Here is a 20,124-nt window from a genome sequence, read left to right on the forward strand (position 1 = left end):
TGGAGATGATGGCGGATTAGTGAATAGTGAATAGTGAATAGTGAATAAGTCAGTAGTCAGCAGTGAGTACCTAGTGGAACTGATGATCAGGGCGGCCCTGGATGGGATCGGCGTGGCTTACGTGCTGGATTACCAGGTTCGGCCGTGGATCGAAACCGGCAAGCTCATCCGTTTTCTCGAAGCCTGGTCGCCCAGATTTCCGGGCTTTCATCTATATCATACGAGCTCCCGGCAGGTTCCGCCGGCCTTGCGTGTGTTTATCGACTTCCTGCTTGCCAGGCGGTGACGCTGTTCGATGAACGTGACGCGCCGCAGGGATTTGCCAGCCCTGGAGATGATGGCGGATTAGTGAATAGTGAATAGTGAATAGTGAATAAGTCAGTAGTCAGCAGTGAGTACCTAGTGGTGAAAGCCTAACGCTTGGTGCCCGCAATGAACGGCAAGATCCGACCCTGTGCTGCCCTTAAATGCTTCTGCTGGAAGGTCGTGATTGAGCCCGAAGCCGACAATCAAAAACGGAATTGCCTTTCAATAAGTTGTCCATGCCGGCAGCCGAAATTTCCGCAGCCCTCAGGAACCTATCGTGTAATCATCTTCCCATTTCCGGCCGCGCAAGTTCGATGCTTCGGCGGTGCGGATGTGTTATCAAGTTGCTTGTAGGAGTGGGGAGCGCTGATGGAACAGAAACTCTCCGTCATCATGGCCACTGACGTAGTCGGCTACAGCCGGCTGATGGAAATTGACGAGAAAAGTACTTTGTCGGCCCTGAAGAAGCATCGTCAGGAACTATTGGACGTCAAGGTCGCATTGCATCATGGCCGCATCATCAAGCTCATGGGCGATGGCATGTTGGTGGAGTTCCGCGCCGTCGAGGAAGCGGTTCTCTGCGCGGTCGAAATCCAACTGGAGATGCGGACGAGGAACACGAACGTCCGTCGCGATCGGCAAATAGAATTTCGCATCGGCATTAATATCGGCGACATCCTGTTCGAAGACGAAGACGTCTATGGTGACGGCGTAAACGTGGCGGCGCGCATCGAGAGCATCGCCAGGCCTGGGGGCGTCGCGGTCTCGGCATCGGTGCGCGATACTGTGGGCAACCGCCTGTATATCAGCTTCGAAGATGCGGGCGAGCAGGCGTTGAAGAACATTGAACGTCCGCTCCGGATTTTCAATGTCATCATCGATGATGACACGCCATCCAAGCACACGCCCACCGCCCTCATGGCACCGCCGTCGCTCAACGTTCAGGATAATAATCCTGCTATCGCGTCGAACAGAACGCTTCTCTATGTCTCGAGGTTTGTGAATTAGAGCGGCGATCCCGACCAGGAGTATTTCGCCGCCGGCATAACCGAGGATATCGTTGCCGCATTGTCGCGCTTCTCCGGGTTAAACGTGATCGTTCGCTTGCCTCGTTCAGAGCCGCAACAGAATGCTCCGGCCACGCATTACACTCTTGAGGGCAGCGTGAGGCGGCTCGGCAATCGCGTCCGGGTCAATGCCAATCTGACCAATGCGTTACACGAACACATCTGGGCGGAGAAATACGATTTCGACCTTGTCGATGTGTTCTACATCCAAGACGAGCTGTCCCAATCCATTCCGGCCGCCCTTAACATCAAGATCGAGGAGGCCGAGCGCCACCGTGTTCTCGGCAAACCGCTAACCGCACTGAGGGCATACGACTTTTACCTGCGCGGCAGGCATCTTGAGATGAGCTTGAATCCGGATGACCTCAGACTTGCCAGAGAGATGTTCGTCGCCGCGATCAACGACGATCCGGGCTACGCGCGCGGATACCTGGGACTCGCCTGGCTCGAGATACTCAGGCTGAAATGGAATGAGCGCGTCGATCTGGAAACCACGCTGGCAAGTGCATTCGCTTCGGCGAGCAAAGCCCTTGAACTCAGTCCCTACGACGCCAACGTCCACTGGGCGCTGGGCGTCGTTTACCTCTGGCGGGGGGAAGCTGAAAGAGCAATAGGCTGTTACGAACGCGGCCGCGAGCTTGCGCCCAACAATTGCGATCTCCTCGCCGAATATTGCGATGCCTTGGGCTATCTCGGGCGTCTCGAGGACGCGACCAGAATCGGAGAACTGGCTTTACGGCTCAATCCCAGCCGACCCGACTGGTACCTTTGGAACATTGCGGCCAGCAAATACCTTTCCGGAAACTACCTCGAAGCCCTGTCCCTTTTGGAAAAGATGGCGGACCTTGGTTCCGCCTACCGCTTGCTGGCGGCAACATATGCCCAACTTGGTCGCTTGGAGGACGCCCGTCGCGCCGCTAGCGAACTTCTCAAGCTCAATCCGGAATTCTCGATCGAGCGATACAGCTCCCGCGCGCCATATCGGGATAAGGCTCTCCTTGCCCGATACGTCGAAGGGTTGCGGCTCGCTGGCCTGCCGGAATGAAACGATGGGCATTCGTAGGTAAATCACCATCGCAACAAACGACGTGACTTTCCGATCGTCCGCAACTGTCGCTTCTTGCCCGTTCAGACCGTCAACGCGAACTCTCCACCCTGAACTGCCCTGCGCGTCGGGTACCAAGCGTCAGGCTTTCACCACTAGTACCACTCACTACTCACTAACCTGCAGCTTCGCCAAAAGCTCCGGCGTCGGCCAGCCGTCGACCGGCAGGCCAAGCCGCATCTGCTCCTTGCGGATCGCCTCGCGGGTGTTGGTGCCCAGGATGCCGTCGACCGTTCCGACGTCATAGCCTTTGGCCTCGAGCTTTGTCTGCAATGCCCTCATCTGGGCGCCGTTGAGGCCGGGTTCGGGATTGCGCGGGTCGAAGTGCGGCGCACCCGCCAGCCGCGCGGCGAGATTTGCAGCGGTCAGCGCATAGGTGAAAGACTGGTTCCATTCGAGGTAGACGTCGAAATTGTCGTAGACGAGGAAGGCCGGACCCTTGCGGCCCATGGGCAGCGCGAGACCTGCCTTCAGGCCGTTGTCGACAAGCGGCGTGCCGTTGGGGTTGGTGACACCCCACTGAGCCCACTGCGTCAGCGGCAGCCTGTTGGTGCGGCCAGTCTGGTCCCATGGCATGTCGTCGGGCACGCGGACTTCCTCGATCCAGGGCTGGTCACGTTTCCAGCCGCGCGACATGATCTTGTTGGCCGTGGTCATGATCACATCCGGCGCGCTGCTGCGCAGGTCGATCAGACCGTCGCCGTCGCCGTCGACGCCGCGGCCGAGATAGTCGGACGGCAGCATCTGTGTCTGGCCGATTTCCCCCGCCCAGGCGCCGGTGACATCGGCCGGCACGACGCCGCGATCGATGAGGGTCAGCAGCGGCGTGATCTGCGGGCGAAAGAGTTGCGGGCGGCGGCAGTCATGCGAGAGCGTGACCAGTGCGTTCAGCGTGTGGAAATCGCCCTGCACGGCGCCGAAATCCGTTTCCAGCGCCCAGAACGCGGCGATGATCGGCGGCTGGACGCCGAATTCCTGGTCGGCGCGGGCAAAGACGTCGGCGTATTTTTTCAGATTGGCGACGCCCTGCTTTAGCCGATAGGCCGAGATCATCCGGTTCGAGAACTCGATGAAGGTCTGGGTAAAGACGCCCTGGGCGCGGTCGCGCGCCAGCACCTTTTTGTCGGCGGTGGCCTTTTCCAGCGCCTCAAGGCCGGCAGTGCCGACGCCGGCGTTCCTGGCCTCCGCCGCTACGCCCTGCTTCCATGCCTCGAAATCGCCGCCGCATTGCTGTGCCACCGCCGGCGCCGCCGTAGCGGCCAGAAGCAGCGCCGCGAGAATTTCCAAGCGCAATCGCATCGCCATCCCCCAAGAAGATCACCAGCGGTTGCAAGCATCCTTCATTTGGCTGTGTCGAAAAGCAGGCGGCAGGCCCGGTGTCAACGGGTGTTCTGCCGCAGCCACTTGTTCCAGGCTGTTTCCGAGCCGTTGAAAACGTTGATATCGGCCTGGCCTGGGATGCCCGGCACAATACCGGTTCCGGTGTACTGCCAGAAGGTGAAGGGGTGGCTGCCGTATTTCTTGCGCGGGTGGCCGGCCACCGAACGCAGCCAATAGGGATAGCCGCGGAAAACCGACAGGCCGTTGTCGTCGAAGAAATCGATCGAAGTGTAGATGATCGGCTTCTTGCCGTAGTGGGTTTCGACGATTTCGAGGAATGTGCTCATCTCGCTGCGCACCGTGGCCGCATTGGGGCGCAGCTTGCAGGTCGGCGATTGCGGGTTCCATTCCATGTCGAGAACCGGCGGCATCGCCGAGCGGTCTTTGGGCACGTTCTGGATGAACCAGCGCGCCTGCGTGGCGGCCGGGGTGCAAAAATAGTAGAAATGATAGGCCGCGCGCGGGATTCCTGAGGCTTTCGTGCGGCTCCAATGCTCGTTGAAATACGCGTCGAAGCGATCGCCGCCTTCCGTCGCCTTGATGAAAACGAAGGAAATGCCGCTGGCCCTGGCCGCCGGCCAATCGACCGAGGTCTGGTATTTGGAGACGTCGGTGCCGTGAACGGCATAGCTCCACGGCGCGCCGCTGTCCCATTCATGCGGGTCGGAGTCGTCAAAACGGGGTGCGCGCACCGCAACGGTCGGGGCGCCCGGCAGCGACGGTGCAAGATCGTCGACGGTCGAGCAAGCGCCCAGCAGCGTCAGCAAGATGAAAGCCGCGAGACGGCGCATCGCTACTCCTGAACCGGTTTCAGCCGGCCGCTGATGGGTTGTTGCTGCAGGTGGTCCCTCGACCGTGCCCCCAAGCGATCGCCCCACAGGACCGCTCTATCTTTTAAAGTGCGCCGCTTCGGCGCGCCTTAATCTTTGTTATGCATGTCGTAATCCCAAAACCGCTGCGCACCCCCGGTTCGGGCCCGGGGGCATGCTTTTGGGTGACATGCATCAGTGATCGCCGATCATGGTTGATATTCCGTTGACAGCGCTCGACCAGAACCGCGATTTTGCCGAAGCAATGGCGGCAAATCGATGACATAGATGAGCGTGCGGGGAGTTGGAAAAATGCGGATTGTTCTGAGGCTAGTGAAATGGCTGCTCGGGCTGGCCGTGCTGGCGGTCGCAGCACTCGCCGCCTGGCTTTACATCGCGCCGCCGGAACTGATCCGCGTCGGCTCGGGTTATACGGCCAAGATCGTCTGCTCGAATGTCTTTCTCGCCGGACGCGATGCCGACCAGGTGCTCGCCGTCGACGTGCAGGCGCCGGGCCATCCGTTGCTCAGGCTGATGAGGGTCTCCGTCGACAAGGAGCAGGGCACGGTTTGGGCGGGGCTGTTCGGCGTGTTCGGCAAGAGCGTCGCGGTCATTCGAGACGGGCTCGGCTGTGCTTCGGTTCCGGATGGCGACATCGCCACGGCCAAAGCAGTCGCCGGGCCGGCGCTGACACCGGCGCCGCCGCTCGATGCACTCTGGCCGGAGGGCGACAAGGTCGATGCCTCGCAGAACCCCGAAATCGCGAACATCCTCGACGATCCTGCAATGACCGGCGCCGGTATGCGGGCGGTGATAGTGGTCAAGAACGGCCGCCTCATCGCCGAGCGCTATGGAAACGGCTTTTCCGAGAAGACGCCGCTGCTTGGCTGGTCGATGACCAAAACGGTAAATGCCGCGATCGTCGGCACGGTGGTGAAGGACGGCAAGATGGTGATGACGAACCAGGGCCTGTTTGGACCCTGGAAAGCCGACGGCCGCGCTGCAATCAGTCTCGCCGATATGATGGCGATGTCGAGCGGGCTGGAGTTCAACGAGGATTATGGCGACGTTACCGACGTGACGCGGATGCTCTACCTCGAGCCTGATATGGCGGGCTTTGCCGGATCCAAGTCGCTGACCGGCGAGGTGGGCAAGGTATTTTCCTATTCGAGCGGCACGGCAGTGATGCTGTCGCGGCTCTGGCAGGATACGATCGGAGATAAGGACGAGGCGCTGGCGTGGCCACGGGTCGCACTGTTCGACCCGCTCGGCATGCAGAGCGCGGTGCTGGAGGCCGACGAGCACGGCACCTTCGTCGGCTCGTCCTATCTCTACGCCACCGCGCGCGACTGGGCGCGCTTCGGCCAATTCCTGCTGCAGGACGGCGTCTGGAACGGCAAGGAGATCCTGCCTGCCGGTTTCGTCGGCTGGATGCGGGAAGCTGCACCCGCCTCGAAAGTCTACGGCAGGGGCCAGGTGTGGATCGAGGGGCCGGGCGACGAGGAGAACCCCGGCGCCGGCATCGCTGCGGGCCTGCCTCGGGATACCTATTGGCTGGAAGGCCATGACGGGCAGACGGTCGCCATCATCCCCTCGGAGCAGCTGGTGGTGGTGCGGCTCGGCCTGACGCCCGCCAAGCTCGGCTACCGGCCGCAGACGATGGTGGCAGCGCTGGTGAAGGCGCTGCATTAGGGTCAAAACCCAATCACCTGAACGACCGAGTTCGGACCCTTCTCGGACATTTGACGCCGAGAGCCGGGACGACGCAAGTTGGGTGGAAGCGGACGCTCCATCGCTAGTCGTTTTTGGAGTACGGATCCAACGAGCACGGTCAGGCTCAATCTGTCGGCGGCGCCTCCAGTCCGGCGATATCGAATTTCACCATAGAGCACCACTTCGGCGACGCGTTTGGATTGCCTCGATCGCTCGTCAGTTCACCTAAGCCGCCTCGGCAGGGTGTGAACTACTCGGGATAAGTCTCGACGCCCTCCGGCGCCGCCCTGTGGAAAAGGACAAATACCAACGTATTGCCGGCCTCGGCCGTCGTATCGCCGCGCAGCCCCGCCACCTCTCCAGCCACGCTGCTGGTGTACTCCGCAACCACCTCGCCGAAGCTGTTACGCTGAATGGCCACTTTCTGTCCGGGTCCGACCTTGTCGTTCAGCTTGACCAGATGCTCGACGAACCCGGCCTGGGTTGCCAGGATCGGGAACGCACTGTTGCCGACAAAAACATTCACATCCTTGCCTGTGCGTCCCATTGGCCCGGCAAGGATGCCATGATGCTTGAGGACGTTCATCGTGCCTTCAACGAATAGGGGAATCATCTCAAGGTCGAGGATACGCGCAGCACCAACCTCCGGACAAAAGGATGGGATACCCGCGGCGACAAACGCGTTATGAAGGACGCTTGGATACACAGGATTGTCGAAGATCTGGCCCACTGGATAAAGTTCCAGCATCGCCTTGATCTCGGGCACATCCATGTCGCCAATATTGAATGCGGAGGCATCGAATCCGGTCGTCCCGGTATGGAAGTCGATTGCGACGTCAGCGTTCGGCCGAAGGAGCCGGTTGAACAGGAGACCGGCGTGGCGGCTGGCCGCACTGGCACCGTTCTCGTTGCCGGGCCATTCCCTATTCATGTCGATCAGGTCAATGCCCCTGCCAGAATTGGGCCATCTGCGCTGCATGCTTTCCATGGCTGGACGGGACACGTCCGTGACCGCCATCACTGTGCCCGACATCTCCGCCGGATCAAGTTGGTTCATCACGGTCTGGACCGTATGCACAGAACTCATCTCGTCACCATGCACACCACTGACCAGGACAGCGCGCTTGCCCGGCTTTGCCCCCCTAGCGACCGTCACAGACACATACCAGTGCTGTCCGGTGGGCATCTGCACGCCCTGAAAATATAAAAAATGCTTCTTGCCGGGCTCCAGGTCCTTGACGTCGAGCACGCTGACGGCTTTTTTCCCCTGGATCACATCGCCGGTATAGACCGTTGCTGATGGCGCACCCGGTGTCGGGCTAATAGATGAAGCCGCTGAGTCCTGGGCGTTCGCAGAACCGGCATTGGCCGCGAAGACGGCCGCCGCGCCTACCGAGGCAATGGATGCTACAATTAGATTCCGGCGATCGAGGCCCTTTTTAGGTTTGTCCGACATGATGAGGATCTCCCTATGTCGTGTGGAAAGCCAAAGTCGAATGCCAAATGTGTAGACTTTCGTAAGCAAACCGCTCGCATAACGCACTCGTCGCAGGCAGCGATCACATCCTCCCGCGAGCGGCAAGATACTGCTTCAATCGCGCGATCTGGTCGGCAGACCAGCCCTGCGGATCAGTCACCGCGAGCCACGCGTCGACGTAGTGTTCGGGCGCAAAGACATGACCATAGCCCATCGGCGTATTGGTCGCGACGGCCATGTCAAGGGCCAACTGTAGCATCGATACCACCGGATACCACCGCAGTTCCGGCGAGACGTCCGGGCCGCGTGGAGCGTCCATCCACTCGGGACGACGATAGAAGTCGCGATAATCGAAAAACGTAATCGCATCGCTGGCATATTGGAGGTAGACAATGCGCATGGGACCCCAAGGCGCGTCCGCCGGACCGGTCTCGCCATTCTGGTTCATGAAGCGGACGAACGAACCGTTCCGGAACCGCGGCAACCAAGCGGGCGTACCGGCATTGCGATGCTCCGTTATGCTGCGCCAAATTCTGCTCTCAAAGGGCGGACCGCTCCACAGCGCCCCTTGGACAGGGTCACCAAGGATCTCGAAAAGCTCCACCGATCTCTCGGAGTTCATCGCTCCGAGGCTCAGGCCATGCAGATAGAGTTTGGGTCGCCTGTCGTGGGGAAGCGTCGTCCAGTATTCATAGACTGCGGCAAACAAAGCCCTTGCTGCTTCCGAGCCGTATTCCGGCTCGACCAGCAACGATAGCGGGCTCGACAGATAGGAGTACTGCTGGGCAACACTCGCCACGTCGCCATTGTGGAGGTATTCAACAACCGTATCCATCGAGGCGGGATCGATCCAGCCACTTCCGGTAGGCGTGATGACGACCAGTACGGAGCGTTCGAAGGCCCCGACGCGCTTTGATTCCTCAAGGGCAAGTTGCGCCCTCTCTTCGGCAGTGTCGGCCGCCCGAAGCCCCACATAGACCCGGATGGGTTCGCGCGCATCCTTTTGCGTGAACGTGCTTATCTCGCTAGCGGTAGGTCCCGTCGCGATGAACTCTCGTCCTGCCCGTCCAAGTTCTTTCCAGCTGACGAGGGAAGCGGCACTGCCGGTCTTGAGCGGAGGTGTCGGCTGCGCTCGATCCGGTTCGACGAGGGCATCAAACGTTGCGAAGGACGAATCGGCGACGTAGAGCGCGTAGCGGACGAGCACGCCATTTGCGACCGCCCAGAACAACAGTATCGCGACAGTGAAACCGATCACATTCGAAACCCTGCGGGGGACGAAGCGGCCCGACCTTTCTGATATCAAACGGGAGATGCGTTTGAAGAGCCGGGCCAGCGCGATGAGCATCAGGAACGTGACGATCGCGATGACGCAGACTTCAAGCGGATGCGCGCTCGTCACGGGTTCGAGGTGCATCAGTTGACGGATTGAATTTTGCCATTCCGCTGCCCACCATAAAAACAAGATGGCGATTGCTGCGCAAATGGCCGCGACGGCGATCTTGAGAGCAAGCAGGAACCGCTCACGCGGTTCCGGAAGCTCCATATAGGCCCACAGCCAGCGCCACGCGACTCCGATGCCGTATCCGGCGGCGAAACATGCCCCGGAGAGCAGGCCCTGGGTCAGATAGGTTCGAGGAACAAGGGTCGGCGTAAGAGAAGCTACGAAGAACAGCGTGCCCACGACGAGGCCGCCTGCAGAAAGCGAGCGCCAGAACTTTGTCACCCAGTTGCGCATTTGGCCGCTTCGCTTCTCCTAGGATAGCGGTCTCGCGATGAATACGACTAGCCCATCATGGCTTGCTCTCGCGTTTTGTAGAAGGAGGGTAGGATAAATTTCCAGCTGCTCCGTGTGGCAAGTCGCAATATCTGGTTGAGTTGCTTTGCGATCGCCAAAATCCCCGTTGCTGTTAGAGAGCCGATGTTTGCAAATGGCGCGACCGCACCGGGAAGCCCGGACGAGTCAAGAGGATACTCGGTTGAGCGTTGGGCTTTTCGCGCCGGAAGACACAAGCGCCGTTCGCCAGGTCCAGTCTAATCCGATTCAGAGTTCGTTCTCGTGAAGAGCGTGGCGAGGTGGATGGCAATGTCCGCTCCTGACGCGCGAAGTTGCCCGTCTTCGACTCCGGCTCGGCCTGACCTGAATTTCAACACACCCTGACTAGCTGCGCTGCCCGACCACGGCGAGCCATGCATAGCCGCGATAAAGTGTTCTGAATCTAAGGCTTGCGCCGACTTTTGCAGATTCCGATTCCAGGACATCACGCAGGGATTGACGCGGCTCGACGTGAAATTTGGCCAGCCAGCCGCGCAGCAGTGTGCGAAACCAGCGGGGCAGGGCCTCCTGCTGGCCGAAATCGACGACGTGCAGCGAGCCGCCAGGCGACAGGGCTGCAAGTGCGGCGGAAACCGTCTTCTCCCAACCGGGGATCATCGACAGCGAATACGAGACAAAAATGCGGTCGAAACTTTCAGTGGAGAATAGCGCTTTCGCGTCGAAATCAGTGGCGTCGCCGCGCGCCAGCTTGACGCGGCCGGACAGGCCTTCGCGGGCAATGGCAGCCGTGGCCGTTTCCAGCATTTCGGCCGAAATATCGAGACCGAAGAAGCGGGCGTCGGGATAGCGGCGGGCGGCGAGGATGATGTTGCGGCCGGTGCCGCAGCCGAGTTCGAGCACCGAGCCGCCGGCCGGCACATCCAGCCCTGAGATCAGCCGGTCGCGGCCGAGCAGGTAATATTTGCGGGTCAGGTCGTAGAAATGGCGCTGCCAGCGATAGACGCCGTCCATCAGTTCGGCATGGCTGGCCGGCAGTTCGGTCGTGCTCATGCGGACAGCTTCACATAAAGGTGGAAGCCTCCATAGATGGCCGAACGGTCGCGGGCCGAGAATTCGCTGGACGCCTCGTCCGCATAGCTCCACTGGTCGAGCAACGAATTCGAGACCCGGCCGGGCAACAGGCTGGGTTCAGCCGCGGTGCGGAAGATGACGCGGGCATGAGTGGACGCGGTGCGGGTGATCTCGGCCCACAGCGCATTGAGCTGGTCGTCGGTCATCCAGTCCTGCGCGTCGAGCAGGACGAAGCGGTCGACCGAACCGGCATCCTTGCCGGCGAGGAATTCGATCAGATTGGCATGGTGGATGGCAACGCGGTCGACATTGTTGCGGATCGTCGTGTAGTTGCGCTTTTCGAGATAGGCAGGCAGCGCCGCCTCGCCGGGATTGGGATAGCGACGGGCAAAAGCCTGCCAGGCGAAATAGTTGTTCTTCAACGGAAAATCGCAAGCGAGCTTTTCCAGCCGGGCCTTCAGCACGCTGGCCATGGTGCCGTCGCCAGAGGTGATCAGCGAATCGTACTGTGCCGGCGGAATGCCGAGCCCGAACAGCGAGGCTTTTCGCGAGGTGGCCCATTTCAGCAACGGCCTCTCGAAGACCGGCGCCAGCTCCTCGTTGAAGAAGCGGCGCTGGTCGGCAAGGCTTTTGGCTTGCATGATACCGGCCGGATCGACGCCGAAGAATTTGGCGGTGCGGTGACCCATGGCGATGAACAGGCCGAGCAGACCGGTCTGGTAGAAATTGCGGTCGAAGACGGCGATGCGGCGACGGCCGCGCCAGGTGCGACGCTCCCAGTAATGGCGGCTGATCGGATCGAGATGCGGCGCGATGAAGCGGTCGTAGGCCTGCGAATTGTGACGGCTCTCGGCAGCGCCGAAGAAACGGAACAGGTCGCCCTGCGAGGGCAGATGACGCACCGCCTCGAGCTTCATGCGGTTCAGCGCGATATGGGCGGTGTTGAGATCGACGGCGTCGATCCGTTCCGGCGACCGGGTGAGATAGGCGAGGATGTTGCAGCCGCCAGAGGCGATGGTGACGACGCGGTGGCCCTGGCCAAGCTGCATCGCGTCCATGTCGACATCGGGGTCCTCCCATATCTGCGGATAGACGAGGCCGGAAAACAGGAAGGCGAAGAGCCGTTCGGAAACCCCGGCCTTCGACAGCGGGCGATTCTGATAGACGGCCTTGCCAACTTCCTTGCCGCGGCGAAAAACCAGTTCTCCGGAAATGTCGGTCATGGCAAGGCGATTCCCCGTTTGCTCTGGCGCAAGCGGGTAGCGCAGCGTCATGACAGGCCGGTGACAACCTGTTGAGGCGAGCTCAGGCCTTGCCAAACCCACCCGGCGTCGGCGTCGTCACGATGACGGCTTCACCGGCCTCCAGCACCGTCTGGTCGCAAGCCTTCAGGACTTCGACGCGGCCATCCTTGCGGCGGACCTTGGTCGAGCCGGCCTCGCCATCGCCGCCGCCGTCCAGGCCTTGCGGCGGGCGGTTGCGATGCGAGGACAGGATGGCGCATTCCATCTTTTCGAGAAAGCGGATGGTGCGCTTGGTGCCGTCGCCGGCACTCCATTTGCCCTTGCCGCCGGAGCCTTCTCGGATGTGGAAATCCTCAAGCAGGACGGGGAAGCGCAATTCCAGCACTTCCGGGTCGGTGAGGCGCGAATTGGTCATGTGGGTGTGGACGCCGGAGGTGCCGGCAAAGCCGCGGCCGGAATTCATCCGGCCTGCCGGCGAGCCGGAGCAGATCGTCTCATAATACTGGTACTGCTTGTTGCCGAAGGTGAGGTTGTTCATCGTGCCTTGCGCGTTGGCCATCGCGCCCATGGCGCCGAACAGCGCATTGGTGACATGCTGGGAGGTCTCGACATTGCCGGCGACGACCGCGGCAGGGTAGGCGGGCTTCAGCATCGAGCCATCGGGGATGATGATGTTGATGGGTCTCAGACATCCGGCATTCATCGGGATCATGTCCTCGACCATGACGCGGAAGACATAGAGCACGGCTGCGCGGGCGACCGGCTCGGGAGCGTTGAAATTGTTCTTCATGACCGGCGACGTGCCGGTGAAGTCGACGGTCGCCTCACGCTTCTGCCGGTCGACCGAGATCTTCACTTTGATCACCTGGCCGGTGTCGGTCGGATACTCGTATACGGAATTGTCGGGCAGCCGCTCCAGCACGCGGCGCACACTTTCGGCCGCGTTGTCCTGGACATGGCCCATATAGGCCTCGACCACGCCAAGGCCGAAATGGGCGACCATCTTGCGCAGTTCGGCAACGCCCTTTTCGTTGGCGGCAATCTGCGCCTTGAGGTCGGCGATGTTCTGGTGCGGATTGCGTGCCGGGTAGGGGTGGTCGGTGAGCAGGGTCTCCAGTTCCTTCTCGCGAAACCTGCCGCGATCGACAATGCGGAAATTGTCGAACAGCACGCCTTCCTCGTCGACGGTGGTGGCGAGCGGCGTCATCGAGCCGGGCGCGGTGCCGCCGATGTCTGCATGATGGCCGCGCGAGGCGACGTAGAAGAGGATTTCCTCCCCCCTTGAGGGGGAGGTGGCGGCGAAGCCGCCGGAGGGGGTCGCTGCGGCAGTGCTCGACGTTGTTGTGGTGCCTCCTGAGAGGACCCCACCCGGCCGCTCTGCGGCCACCCTCCCCTCAAGGGGGAGGGAAAAGACCGGCGTCACCACCGTAATGTCGGGCAGATGCGTGCCGCCATTGTAGGGCGCGTTGAGGGCAAAGACGTCGCCGGGGTGAATGTCGCCCGAGTTCAGCCGGATGATGGTTTCCACGGAGCGGTCCATGGAGCCGAGATGCACCGGCATGTGCGGCGCATTGGCGACCAGCGCGCCATTCCGGTCGAAGACGGCGCAGGAGAAATCCAGCCGTTCCTTGATGTTGACGGAATAGGCGGTGTTTTGCAGCGTCACGCCCATCTGTTCGGCGATCGACATGAACAGGTTGTTGAACACCTCCAGCATCACCGGATCGGCCCCCATCATCCCGGAGAGACCGGTGCCGAGCGCCGCCTGCCGGCGCTTTTTCTCGATGCGGCGCAAGAGCACGTGGTTCTTGGCGGTGATCCCGGCCTGCCAGCCCGGTTCGACGACGATGGTCTGGTTCGGCTCGATGATCAAAGCAGGGCCGGCGGTCTTGTTGCCCGGTTTCAATGTCTCGCGAGGAAAAATACCGGCGTCGCGCCAGGCGCCCTCGGCGAAGATCTTCCTATTCTCCGCGGGGTTTGCGGCGATGTCCTCAAGGGCTGAATCACTTTCCTCGCGGCCGGTGCCGCCGGTGTCGATGCCTTCGACGCCGACCGATTCCACGATCATCGGCTTGTCGTCATAGACGAAACCGAACTGCGCCTTGTGGGCCGTTTCGAAATCGCGCTTGGCCCGCTCAATCGAGCCGTGCTCGAAATTCACCGGCAGCGCGGTGTCGGTGCCGTCGTAGCGGATCTGCAGCACCGGTTTCGAGGCGACGGCGTCCTCGGAAATGCCTTGTGTGGCAAGCTCATTGATGACGGCTTTTCGCAATGTCGCGATGAGGTCGTCGATTGCCGGTCCGGAATCTGCCGCCAGTGGTTTCAGCAGCGCCTGCTGGCGCGAGGCAAAAACAGAGGACAAGCCGATGCCGTAGGCCGACAGCAGGCCGGAGAAGGGATGGATCAGCACTGCTTCCATGCCGAGTGCGTCGGCAACGAGGCAGGCGTGCTGGCCGCCGGCGCCACCAAAACAGTTCAGGAGATATTCGGTGACGTCGTAGCCGCGCTGCACGGAAATCTTCTTGATGGCGTTGGCCATGTTTTCCACGGCGATGGTGACGAACCCTTCGGCCACCGCCTCCGGTGTGCGGCCATCGCCGATTTCGGCAGCAAATGCAGCGAATTTCTCGCGCACGGCCTGCACGTCGAGCGGCTCGTTCTGGCCGGGTCCGAAAATGGCCGGGAAGAAGTCGGGCTGCAGCTTGCCCAGCATGACATTGGCGTCGGTGACGGCCAGCGGGCCGCCTCGCCGGTACGCGGCCGGCCCGGGATTGGCGCCGGCCGAATCCGGCCCGGCGCGGAAGCGCCCGGCCTCATAATGCAGGATCGAGCCGCCGCCGGCGGCGACGGTGTGGATGCGCATCATCGGTGCGCGGATGCGCACGCCGGCAACCTCGGTGTCGAAGGCACGCTCATAGTCGCCGTCATAGTGAGCGACATCGGTCGAGGTGCCGCCCATGTCGAAGCCGATGACCTTGTCGAAACCGGCAAGTTTTGCGGTCTCGACCATGCCGACGACGCCGCCGGCCGGGCCGGACAACAACGCGTCCTTGCCCTGGAACATGTCGGCGGCGGTGAGGCCGCCCGACGACATCATGAACATGAGCCGGGGGGATTCCCTCCCCCTTGCGGGGAGGGTGCCGGCGAAGCCGCCGGGTGGGGTCGTTGCGGCAGTGCTCGACGTTCCTTGACGCCTCGCGCTGCCTTGGGCGACCCCCTCTGGCCGCTGCGCGGCCATCTCCCCCTCGAGGGGGGAGAGAACGCCCAGTTCACCCGCCACTTTTTGCACATACCTTGCCAGAATCGGTGACAAATAGGCGTCGACCACGGTGGTGTCGCCGCGGCCGACCAGCTTGACGAGCGGTGAGACCTCGTGGCTGACCGAGACTTGGCGAAACCCTAGTTTTCTGCAGACCTTTGCAACCGCCTTTTCGTGATCGGGATATTTCCAGGCATGGATGAAGACGATCGCCACGGCGTCGATGCCGTCCGCCCTGGCTTGTTCGATCGCCGGCCGGCAGGCGGCAATGTCGAGCAGCCGTTCGACATTCCCGTCGGCGCGCACGCGTTCGTCGACTTCGATGACGCGTTCGTAGAGCTGCTCGGGAAGAATGATCTCCTTGGCGAAGATGTCGGGTCGTGCCTGGTAGGCGATCCTCAGCGCGTCGCGAAATCCCCTGGTGATGAGCAGCAGAACACGGTCGCCCTTGCGCTCCAGAAGCGCGTTGGTGGCAACGGTGGTGCCCATCTTGATGTCGCCGATCAGGCCGGACGGGATCGGAGCGCCGGATTTCAGGTCCAGCAGCTCGCGAATGCCGTGGATAGCGGCGTCGGCATAGGCTTCAGGATTCTCGGACAGCAGCTTGCGCGGGTGCAGCCCGCCTTCCGGGTCACGGCCGATGACATCGGTGAAGGTGCCGCCGCGGTCGATCCAGAAATCCCATTTGGCAGTCACGGCAGCTCTCCCAGGCATTTTATTGATTCAATGTGTTAATTCGCAGTAGCCTCACCGGCAACGGCAAAAGCAGATGATGTTACACGCGGAAATGCAACGTTATGAAACTCATAGGGCACTTGGTGCATTCTGCCCTCGATCGTCACCGGTAGCGGGGGCGTGATTAGAGGAGAGATGTCATGAAGAAACTCATTCTTGCGTCGGTTTCGGCGCTTGCCCTGCTTGGCGTTGCGGCTTGCAGCGACAGCGGCACGGGCGGGGATGCCACCACCACGCAGAGCACCAATCCGCCGGCGGCTGAACAGCCGATGCAGCCGGCTCCTGATGCCACGAAGCCGGCCGAGCCGGCTCCGACAGAGCCTGCTCCTGCGCCGGCGCAGTAGTTTATCTGACTGAAGATTGAGGGAAGGCCGGCATGATGCCGGCCTTCCCAGCATCTGGTTCAAGACACGCGCCTTGCGGCGATGGCCATCACCGCAAGCGCGAATGGTATGGTTTCGCCCGTCACTTTTTCGCCCAGCAGAAGGGCCGAAATGGCAATGGTAACCAAGGTTTGCAGCAATTGTGCCTGGCTGACGCGGGCGATAGCGCCCGGCAGACCACCTGCCTGCCCGGCATTTCCCGCGCCAGTTTCCCCGAGACGACGTAGCCGAACCTCGCCGCCAGGGCGGCAACGAACGGCAAGATGTCGCAAGGCCTGCGGTTTTCTCGCGATATGGCCGCTGTCGCGGCTGCCGTCTGCTTGTTTTCCATGATCGATGGTTAGCGCCACCTACTTCAGGCATCCCACGAAATCGGCTGGGCCGGCCCTGCGGCATTGTCTTCGCTTGATAGCGGTGGCCGGTTAGCCCTAATAGATGCTCATGTCGATTTGGGATCGCCTCGGCGACTTCATCACCCGCGTTTCGTCCTCAACCTCGTCGGGTATCGCCGACGTCGTCGAGGCCGTGCGTACGGTTTTCTCCGGCGATCCCGATCTGCGCCGGCGCGTCGCCTTCTCGGTGGCGATGATCGCGCTGTCGGCCAAGATGGCCAAGGCCGACGGCATCGTCACGCAGGACGAGGTGCGCGCCTTCCAGCAGATATTCGAAGTGCCGAAGAAGCAGACGCGCAATGTCGCGCGGCTCTACGATCTTGCCAAGCGCGACATTGCCGGATTCGAGACCTATGCCGAACGCATGGCGCAGCTTTGCGGCTCTGGCCATTCAAACTGTGTCATGCTGGAGGACATTCTCGACGGGCTGTTCCATATCGCCAAGGCCGACGGGCTGGTCCACGAGCGCGAAGGCCAGTTCCTGCATCGTATCGCCGAGATATTCCGGATCGAGGAGGCGCATTACCAGAGCATTCTGGCCCGGCACGTCGACCTGGGTGCGGCCGATCCCTATGTCGTGCTTGGCATCGAGCGGGGAAGAACGTTCGAGGAGGTCAGGAAGCGTTATCGCAAGCTGGTTTCGGACAACCATCCCGACCGGCTGATCGCACGCGGCCTGCCGCAGGAATTCATCAAGATTGCAACCAGCAGGATAGCGGCAATCAACGCGGCCTATGAGATGATCGAACGAGGCCTGCGGCACGCATGAGCGGCTTCCTGCCCGACGAGCCGAGCGCCGAGGTAAGTGTATCGCCGAATTTCGGTCCACGACCCGGGACCGCCGATATGGTCGTGCTGCACTACACCGGCATGGAGACCGGCGCCGGCGCCGAAGCATGGCTGTGCGATCCGGCCAGCGAGGTTTCGTCGCACTATCTCGTCCATGAGGACGGCCGCATCGTCCAGATGGTCAGGGAAAGCGACCGTGCCTGGCATGCCGGCAAGAGTTCGTGGTTCGGGCGCAGCGACATCAACTCCTGTTCAGTCGGCGTCGAGATCGTCAATCCGGGGCATTTGCTGGGCTATCGGAATTTTCCGAAACGGCAGATCGATGCCGTCATCGGCCTGTGCAAGGGGATTGTCCAGCGCCATTCCATTCCAGCCCAACGGGTGCTCGCCCACTCCGACGTGGCGCCGGGACGCAAGATCGACCCGGGCGAGAAATTCCCTTGGAAGGCCCTGTTCGAGGCCGGTGTCGGCCATCTCGTCGAAGCGGCACCCGTCAGGCGTGGCGCGGTGCTGAAGGCCGGCGATGCGGATGCCGAGGTCGAGGCGCTGCAATCGATGCTGGCGCGCTACGGTTATGGCGTGGAGATATCAGGCAATTTTGACCGGCATACCGAAATCGTGGTCGAGGCTTTTCAACGGCACTTCCGCCAACGCAAAGTGGATGGTGTGGCCGACGGATCGACCATCCGCACGCTGGAAAGGCTGCTTGCCTCCGTGAGGGCAGTTCCGTCCAAGTAGTCTTTTCTTAGCTATTAAGTTACAGCCTGTCACTTAAAGTGACTTGCCCCGCCTTTTTTGCCGCCAATTCGGTCGTCAAAGGCGATCCGTGCAAGTTGTCGGACCTACAGCCCCCCAGATGTTCCGATGTTGATTAGCGTAGCTGCGTGAAGTTCTTCGCGCGGTTCAAACAGAACAGGATCCCATGCAGAAATTGACCGTTTTAACGGCAGCTGTTGCTGCCGGCGTAATTACTTTTGCCATCGGTGCGGCGAATGGCGCGCCACTGAGCCAGCGAGCCGACCAGGGTTTCATTACCGCGTCCGACAAAACCGCCACGCCGAAAGCCGGCCAGGGCGCAAAGGAAAAAAGCACAGCCTCCGCAAAGGCGGAAAAAGCTGCTGCGGTAAAGGTGAAAAAGCCAGCATCCGCAATGGCGGAAAAAGCTGGGGTAAAAGTGAAAAAGCCAGTCTCTGCAAACAAGGCAGTCTCCAAGCGGCATGTGAAGCGCAACAGGACCCGCATCGACCAGGCGACGACGGCGTCGATCGGCCGGAAAAGCAGCGCGGCGGCGCCGAAGGCGGCGGTCGCTGGCGGCAGCGGCCAGTATTCGACGATCATCGAGCGTCATGCCGCCAGCAATGGTGTGCCGGTGTCGCTCGCCAAGGCCGTCATCATGATCGAGAGCAGTTTCCAGCCGAACCAGGTCGGCAGCGCCGGTGAGATCGGGCTGATGCAGATCAAGCCGTCGACGGCGCGGATGATGGGTTACAGCGGCTCGATCAAAGGTCTCTACGATCCCGAGACCAACATCAAATACGGCATGAAATACCTCGCCATGGCGCGGAACCTCGGCGACGGCACGACATGCGGCACGATCCTGAAGTACAATGCCGGCCATGGCGCCAAGCGTATGAACCCGATATCCGCGGCCTATTGCGGCAAGGTCAAGGTGCAGCTGGCCGCGCTTGGAGCGCCGGCGTAAATAAGCCGGAACCTGCTTTTTTGTTTGCGTTTTCGGGCGCGAATCCCTTTATACGCCTTGCCAGCTGGCCGGGCGGCCGCACCCGCGAAGCCGAAAGGCTGCGGGTGAGGAAAGTCCGGGCTCCATGGAGACACGGTGCCGGTTAATGGCCGGCGGGGGTGACCCTAGGGAAAGTGCCACAGAAAGCAAACCGCCACGATCCGTCGTGGTAAGGGTGAAAGGGTGGGGTAAGAGCCCACCGCGCGACTGGCAACAGGAGCGGCACGGTAAACCTCACCGGGAGCAAGACCGAATAGGGGCGGTGCGAGGGGAAACCCTCGAGGGCTGTTTCCGGCTCACCGTCCGGGTAGGTTGCGTGAGGTGCATGGCAACATGCGCCCAAGATGAATGGCCGCCACGTTCTCGCGCCGCAAGGGGCGAGGGCCATACAGAACCCGGCTTACAGGCCAGCTGGCAATTTCTTCCAGATTCTACAAGGAAATTCCCTGATATCAGCAGGTTGCGCCTTCGGGCGCGCCTGCTGGTTCAGGCGCCTCATTGACTGAATCAGCTTTCACTGGGCTGTGCATGGAGCGAGCGTTTCTTGAAATTGGTACGATTAAATCGTACCATAGGCCGGGCAATATCAGGAGCGCATCATGGGCCAGGTCGACAAACGCAGCATCACGCTTTCGCCGGAACTGGCGGCTGCGGTCGACGATGTGGTCGCCGCAGGCGAATATGCTTCGGCGAGCGAGGTGATCCGCGACGCACTCAGGCAATGGAAGGACCGCCGCGACTTGCATGGCTACACGGTCGAGGAGCTGCGCAAGCTGGTGCAGGAGGGGATCGACAGCGGGCCGGGACGGTTTGCGTCGATCGACGAAATCAAGGCCGAAGCGCGCAGGCGATTGAAATCCGATAACGCGGCATGAA

General features: G+C 61.3%; 17 protein-coding genes and 1 other RNA gene. 10 read left to right on the forward strand and 8 right to left on the reverse strand.

The features are described 5' to 3' along the window. The first annotated feature begins 82 nt into the window (after nt 1-82). The 3 genes from AC0L3L_RS04045 (at nt 83) to AC0L3L_RS04055 (ending at nt 2,418) form a co-directional block, all read left to right on the forward strand. Entirely contained in the window at nt 83-286 is a 204-nt protein-coding gene (locus AC0L3L_RS04045) for a LysR substrate-binding domain-containing protein (RefSeq protein ID WP_473636780.1), read from the forward strand. A 389-nt stretch (nt 287-675) separates the two neighbouring features. Then, nucleotides 676-1,314 carry an adenylate/guanylate cyclase domain-containing protein gene (locus AC0L3L_RS04050; RefSeq protein WP_473636647.1) on the forward strand — a complete coding sequence of 213 codons (639 nt, stop codon included), beginning with the start codon at nt 676-678 and terminating at the stop codon, nt 1,312-1,314. Between the two features lie 60 nt (nt 1,315-1,374). Next, on the forward strand, nt 1,375-2,418 hold the full coding sequence (locus AC0L3L_RS04055) for a tetratricopeptide repeat protein (protein WP_473636648.1): 1,044 nt from the start codon (nt 1,375-1,377) through the stop codon (nt 2,416-2,418). A gap of 168 nt (nt 2,419-2,586) precedes the next feature. Here AC0L3L_RS04055 and AC0L3L_RS04060 read toward each other — a convergent pair whose 3' ends face one another. Together AC0L3L_RS04060 and AC0L3L_RS04065 are read right to left on the reverse strand one after the other, a co-directional pair. After that, on the reverse strand, nt 2,587-3,777 hold the full coding sequence (locus tag AC0L3L_RS04060; protein WP_473636649.1) for a lytic murein transglycosylase: 1,191 nt from the start codon (nt 3,775-3,777) through the stop codon (nt 2,587-2,589). Between the two features lie 80 nt (nt 3,778-3,857). Continuing rightward, nucleotides 3,858-4,649 carry a glycoside hydrolase family 25 protein gene (locus AC0L3L_RS04065; RefSeq protein WP_473485229.1) on the reverse strand — a complete coding sequence of 264 codons (792 nt, stop codon included), beginning with the start codon at nt 4,647-4,649 and terminating at the stop codon, nt 3,858-3,860. A 330-nt stretch (nt 4,650-4,979) separates the two neighbouring features. Between AC0L3L_RS04065 and AC0L3L_RS04070 the strand changes: the two genes are divergently transcribed. Next, nucleotides 4,980-6,359: a serine hydrolase domain-containing protein gene (locus tag AC0L3L_RS04070; protein WP_473636650.1), complete on the forward strand. Its 1,380-nt coding sequence runs from the start codon at nt 4,980-4,982 to the stop codon at nt 6,357-6,359. Between the two features lie 271 nt (nt 6,360-6,630). On the opposite strand, the gene AC0L3L_RS04075 is transcribed toward AC0L3L_RS04070, so the two are convergent. The 5 genes from AC0L3L_RS04075 to AC0L3L_RS04095 form a co-directional block, all read right to left on the reverse strand. Then, nucleotides 6,631-7,836, reverse strand: coding sequence for a M14 family metallopeptidase (locus AC0L3L_RS04075; protein WP_473636651.1), 1,206 nt, complete (start codon nt 7,834-7,836; stop codon nt 6,631-6,633). Nucleotides 7,837-7,939: 103 nt separating this feature from the next. Then, nucleotides 7,940-9,595, reverse strand: coding sequence for an alpha/beta hydrolase (locus tag AC0L3L_RS04080; protein WP_473636652.1), 1,656 nt, complete (start codon nt 9,593-9,595; stop codon nt 7,940-7,942). 423 nt (nt 9,596-10,018) lie between these two features. Beyond that, nucleotides 10,019-10,684 carry a class I SAM-dependent methyltransferase gene (locus AC0L3L_RS04085; protein WP_473636653.1) on the reverse strand — a complete coding sequence of 222 codons (666 nt, stop codon included), beginning with the start codon at nt 10,682-10,684 and terminating at the stop codon, nt 10,019-10,021. Further along, complete coding sequence (locus AC0L3L_RS04090; protein WP_473636654.1) at nt 10,681-11,979, reverse strand: BtaA family protein; 1,299 nt, start codon at nt 11,977-11,979, stop codon at nt 10,681-10,683. The genes AC0L3L_RS04085 and AC0L3L_RS04090 overlap by 4 nt, the downstream gene beginning before the upstream one ends. 31 nt (nt 11,980-12,010) lie before the next feature. After that, nucleotides 12,011-15,904 carry a hydantoinase B/oxoprolinase family protein gene (locus tag AC0L3L_RS04095; protein ID WP_473636655.1) on the reverse strand — a complete coding sequence of 1,298 codons (3,894 nt, stop codon included), beginning with the start codon at nt 15,902-15,904 and terminating at the stop codon, nt 12,011-12,013. Nucleotides 15,905-16,083: 179 nt separating this feature from the next. Here AC0L3L_RS04095 and AC0L3L_RS04100 point away from each other — a divergent pair, with 179 nt between their 5' ends. Next, nucleotides 16,084-16,287, forward strand: coding sequence for a hypothetical protein (locus AC0L3L_RS04100; protein WP_123151969.1), 204 nt, complete (start codon nt 16,084-16,086; stop codon nt 16,285-16,287). 59 nt (nt 16,288-16,346) lie between these two features. On the opposite strand, the gene AC0L3L_RS04105 is transcribed toward AC0L3L_RS04100, so the two are convergent. After that, entirely contained in the window at nt 16,347-16,676 is a 330-nt protein-coding gene (locus AC0L3L_RS04105) for a hypothetical protein (protein ID WP_473526573.1), read from the reverse strand. A gap of 91 nt (nt 16,677-16,767) precedes the next feature. On the opposite strand from AC0L3L_RS04105, the gene AC0L3L_RS04110 reads away from it, so the two are divergent. The 5 genes from AC0L3L_RS04110 to AC0L3L_RS04130 all read left to right on the forward strand — a co-directional run bounded on the left by AC0L3L_RS04110 (nt 16,768) and on the right by AC0L3L_RS04130 (nt 20,123). Beyond that, nucleotides 16,768-17,487 carry a TerB family tellurite resistance protein gene (locus AC0L3L_RS04110; protein ID WP_473636781.1) on the forward strand — a complete coding sequence of 240 codons (720 nt, stop codon included), beginning with the start codon at nt 16,768-16,770 and terminating at the stop codon, nt 17,485-17,487. Next, nucleotides 17,484-18,245 (forward strand): N-acetylmuramoyl-L-alanine amidase, encoded by a 762-nt coding sequence (locus tag AC0L3L_RS04115; RefSeq protein ID WP_473485238.1) that lies wholly within the window; start codon nt 17,484-17,486, stop codon nt 18,243-18,245. The genes AC0L3L_RS04110 and AC0L3L_RS04115 overlap by 4 nt, the downstream gene beginning before the upstream one ends. Before the next feature lie 184 nt (nt 18,246-18,429). Next, nucleotides 18,430-19,209, forward strand: a complete 780-nt coding sequence (locus AC0L3L_RS04120) for a lytic transglycosylase domain-containing protein (RefSeq protein ID WP_473636656.1) — start codon at nt 18,430-18,432, stop codon at nt 19,207-19,209. A gap of 60 nt (nt 19,210-19,269) precedes the next feature. Further along, an RNA gene (rnpB, locus tag AC0L3L_RS04125) (RNase P RNA component class A) lies at nt 19,270-19,667 on the forward strand. Nucleotides 19,668-19,847: 180 nt separating this feature from the next. Beyond that, on the forward strand, nt 19,848-20,123 hold the full coding sequence (locus AC0L3L_RS04130; RefSeq protein ID WP_123151966.1) for a type II toxin-antitoxin system ParD family antitoxin: 276 nt from the start codon (nt 19,848-19,850) through the stop codon (nt 20,121-20,123). Nucleotide 20,124 lies beyond the last annotated feature (1 nt).

Source organism: Mesorhizobium sp. WSM4849, from assembly GCF_055811385.1.

Bases quoted from the DNA above. Each gene is read 5' to 3' on its own strand.
- AC0L3L_RS04045 (WP_473636780.1), top strand. From the start codon at position 83: ATGATCAGGGCGGCCCTGGATGGGATCGGCGTGGCTTACGTGCTGGAT.
- AC0L3L_RS04050 (WP_473636647.1), top strand. From the start codon at position 676: ATGGAACAGAAACTCTCCGTCATCATGGCCACTGACGTAGTCGGCTAC.
- AC0L3L_RS04060 (WP_473636649.1), bottom strand. From the start codon at position 3,777: ATGCGATTGCGCTTGGAAATTCTCGCGGCGCTGCTTCTGGCCGCTACG.
- AC0L3L_RS04065 (WP_473485229.1), bottom strand. From the start codon at position 4,649: ATGCGCCGTCTCGCGGCTTTCATCTTGCTGACGCTGCTGGGCGCTTGC.
- AC0L3L_RS04070 (WP_473636650.1), top strand. From the start codon at position 4,980: ATGCGGATTGTTCTGAGGCTAGTGAAATGGCTGCTCGGGCTGGCCGTG.
- AC0L3L_RS04075 (WP_473636651.1), bottom strand. From the start codon at position 7,836: ATGTCGGACAAACCTAAAAAGGGCCTCGATCGCCGGAATCTAATTGTA.
- AC0L3L_RS04080 (WP_473636652.1), bottom strand. From the start codon at position 9,595: ATGCGCAACTGGGTGACAAAGTTCTGGCGCTCGCTTTCTGCAGGCGGC.
- AC0L3L_RS04085 (WP_473636653.1), bottom strand. From the start codon at position 10,684: ATGAGCACGACCGAACTGCCGGCCAGCCATGCCGAACTGATGGACGGC.
- AC0L3L_RS04090 (WP_473636654.1), bottom strand. From the start codon at position 11,979: ATGACGCTGCGCTACCCGCTTGCGCCAGAGCAAACGGGGAATCGCCTT.
- AC0L3L_RS04100 (WP_123151969.1), top strand. From the start codon at position 16,084: ATGAAGAAACTCATTCTTGCGTCGGTTTCGGCGCTTGCCCTGCTTGGC.
- AC0L3L_RS04110 (WP_473636781.1), top strand. From the start codon at position 16,768: ATGTCGATTTGGGATCGCCTCGGCGACTTCATCACCCGCGTTTCGTCC.
- AC0L3L_RS04115 (WP_473485238.1), top strand. From the start codon at position 17,484: ATGAGCGGCTTCCTGCCCGACGAGCCGAGCGCCGAGGTAAGTGTATCG.
- AC0L3L_RS04120 (WP_473636656.1), top strand. From the start codon at position 18,430: ATGCAGAAATTGACCGTTTTAACGGCAGCTGTTGCTGCCGGCGTAATT.
- AC0L3L_RS04130 (WP_123151966.1), top strand. From the start codon at position 19,848: ATGGGCCAGGTCGACAAACGCAGCATCACGCTTTCGCCGGAACTGGCG.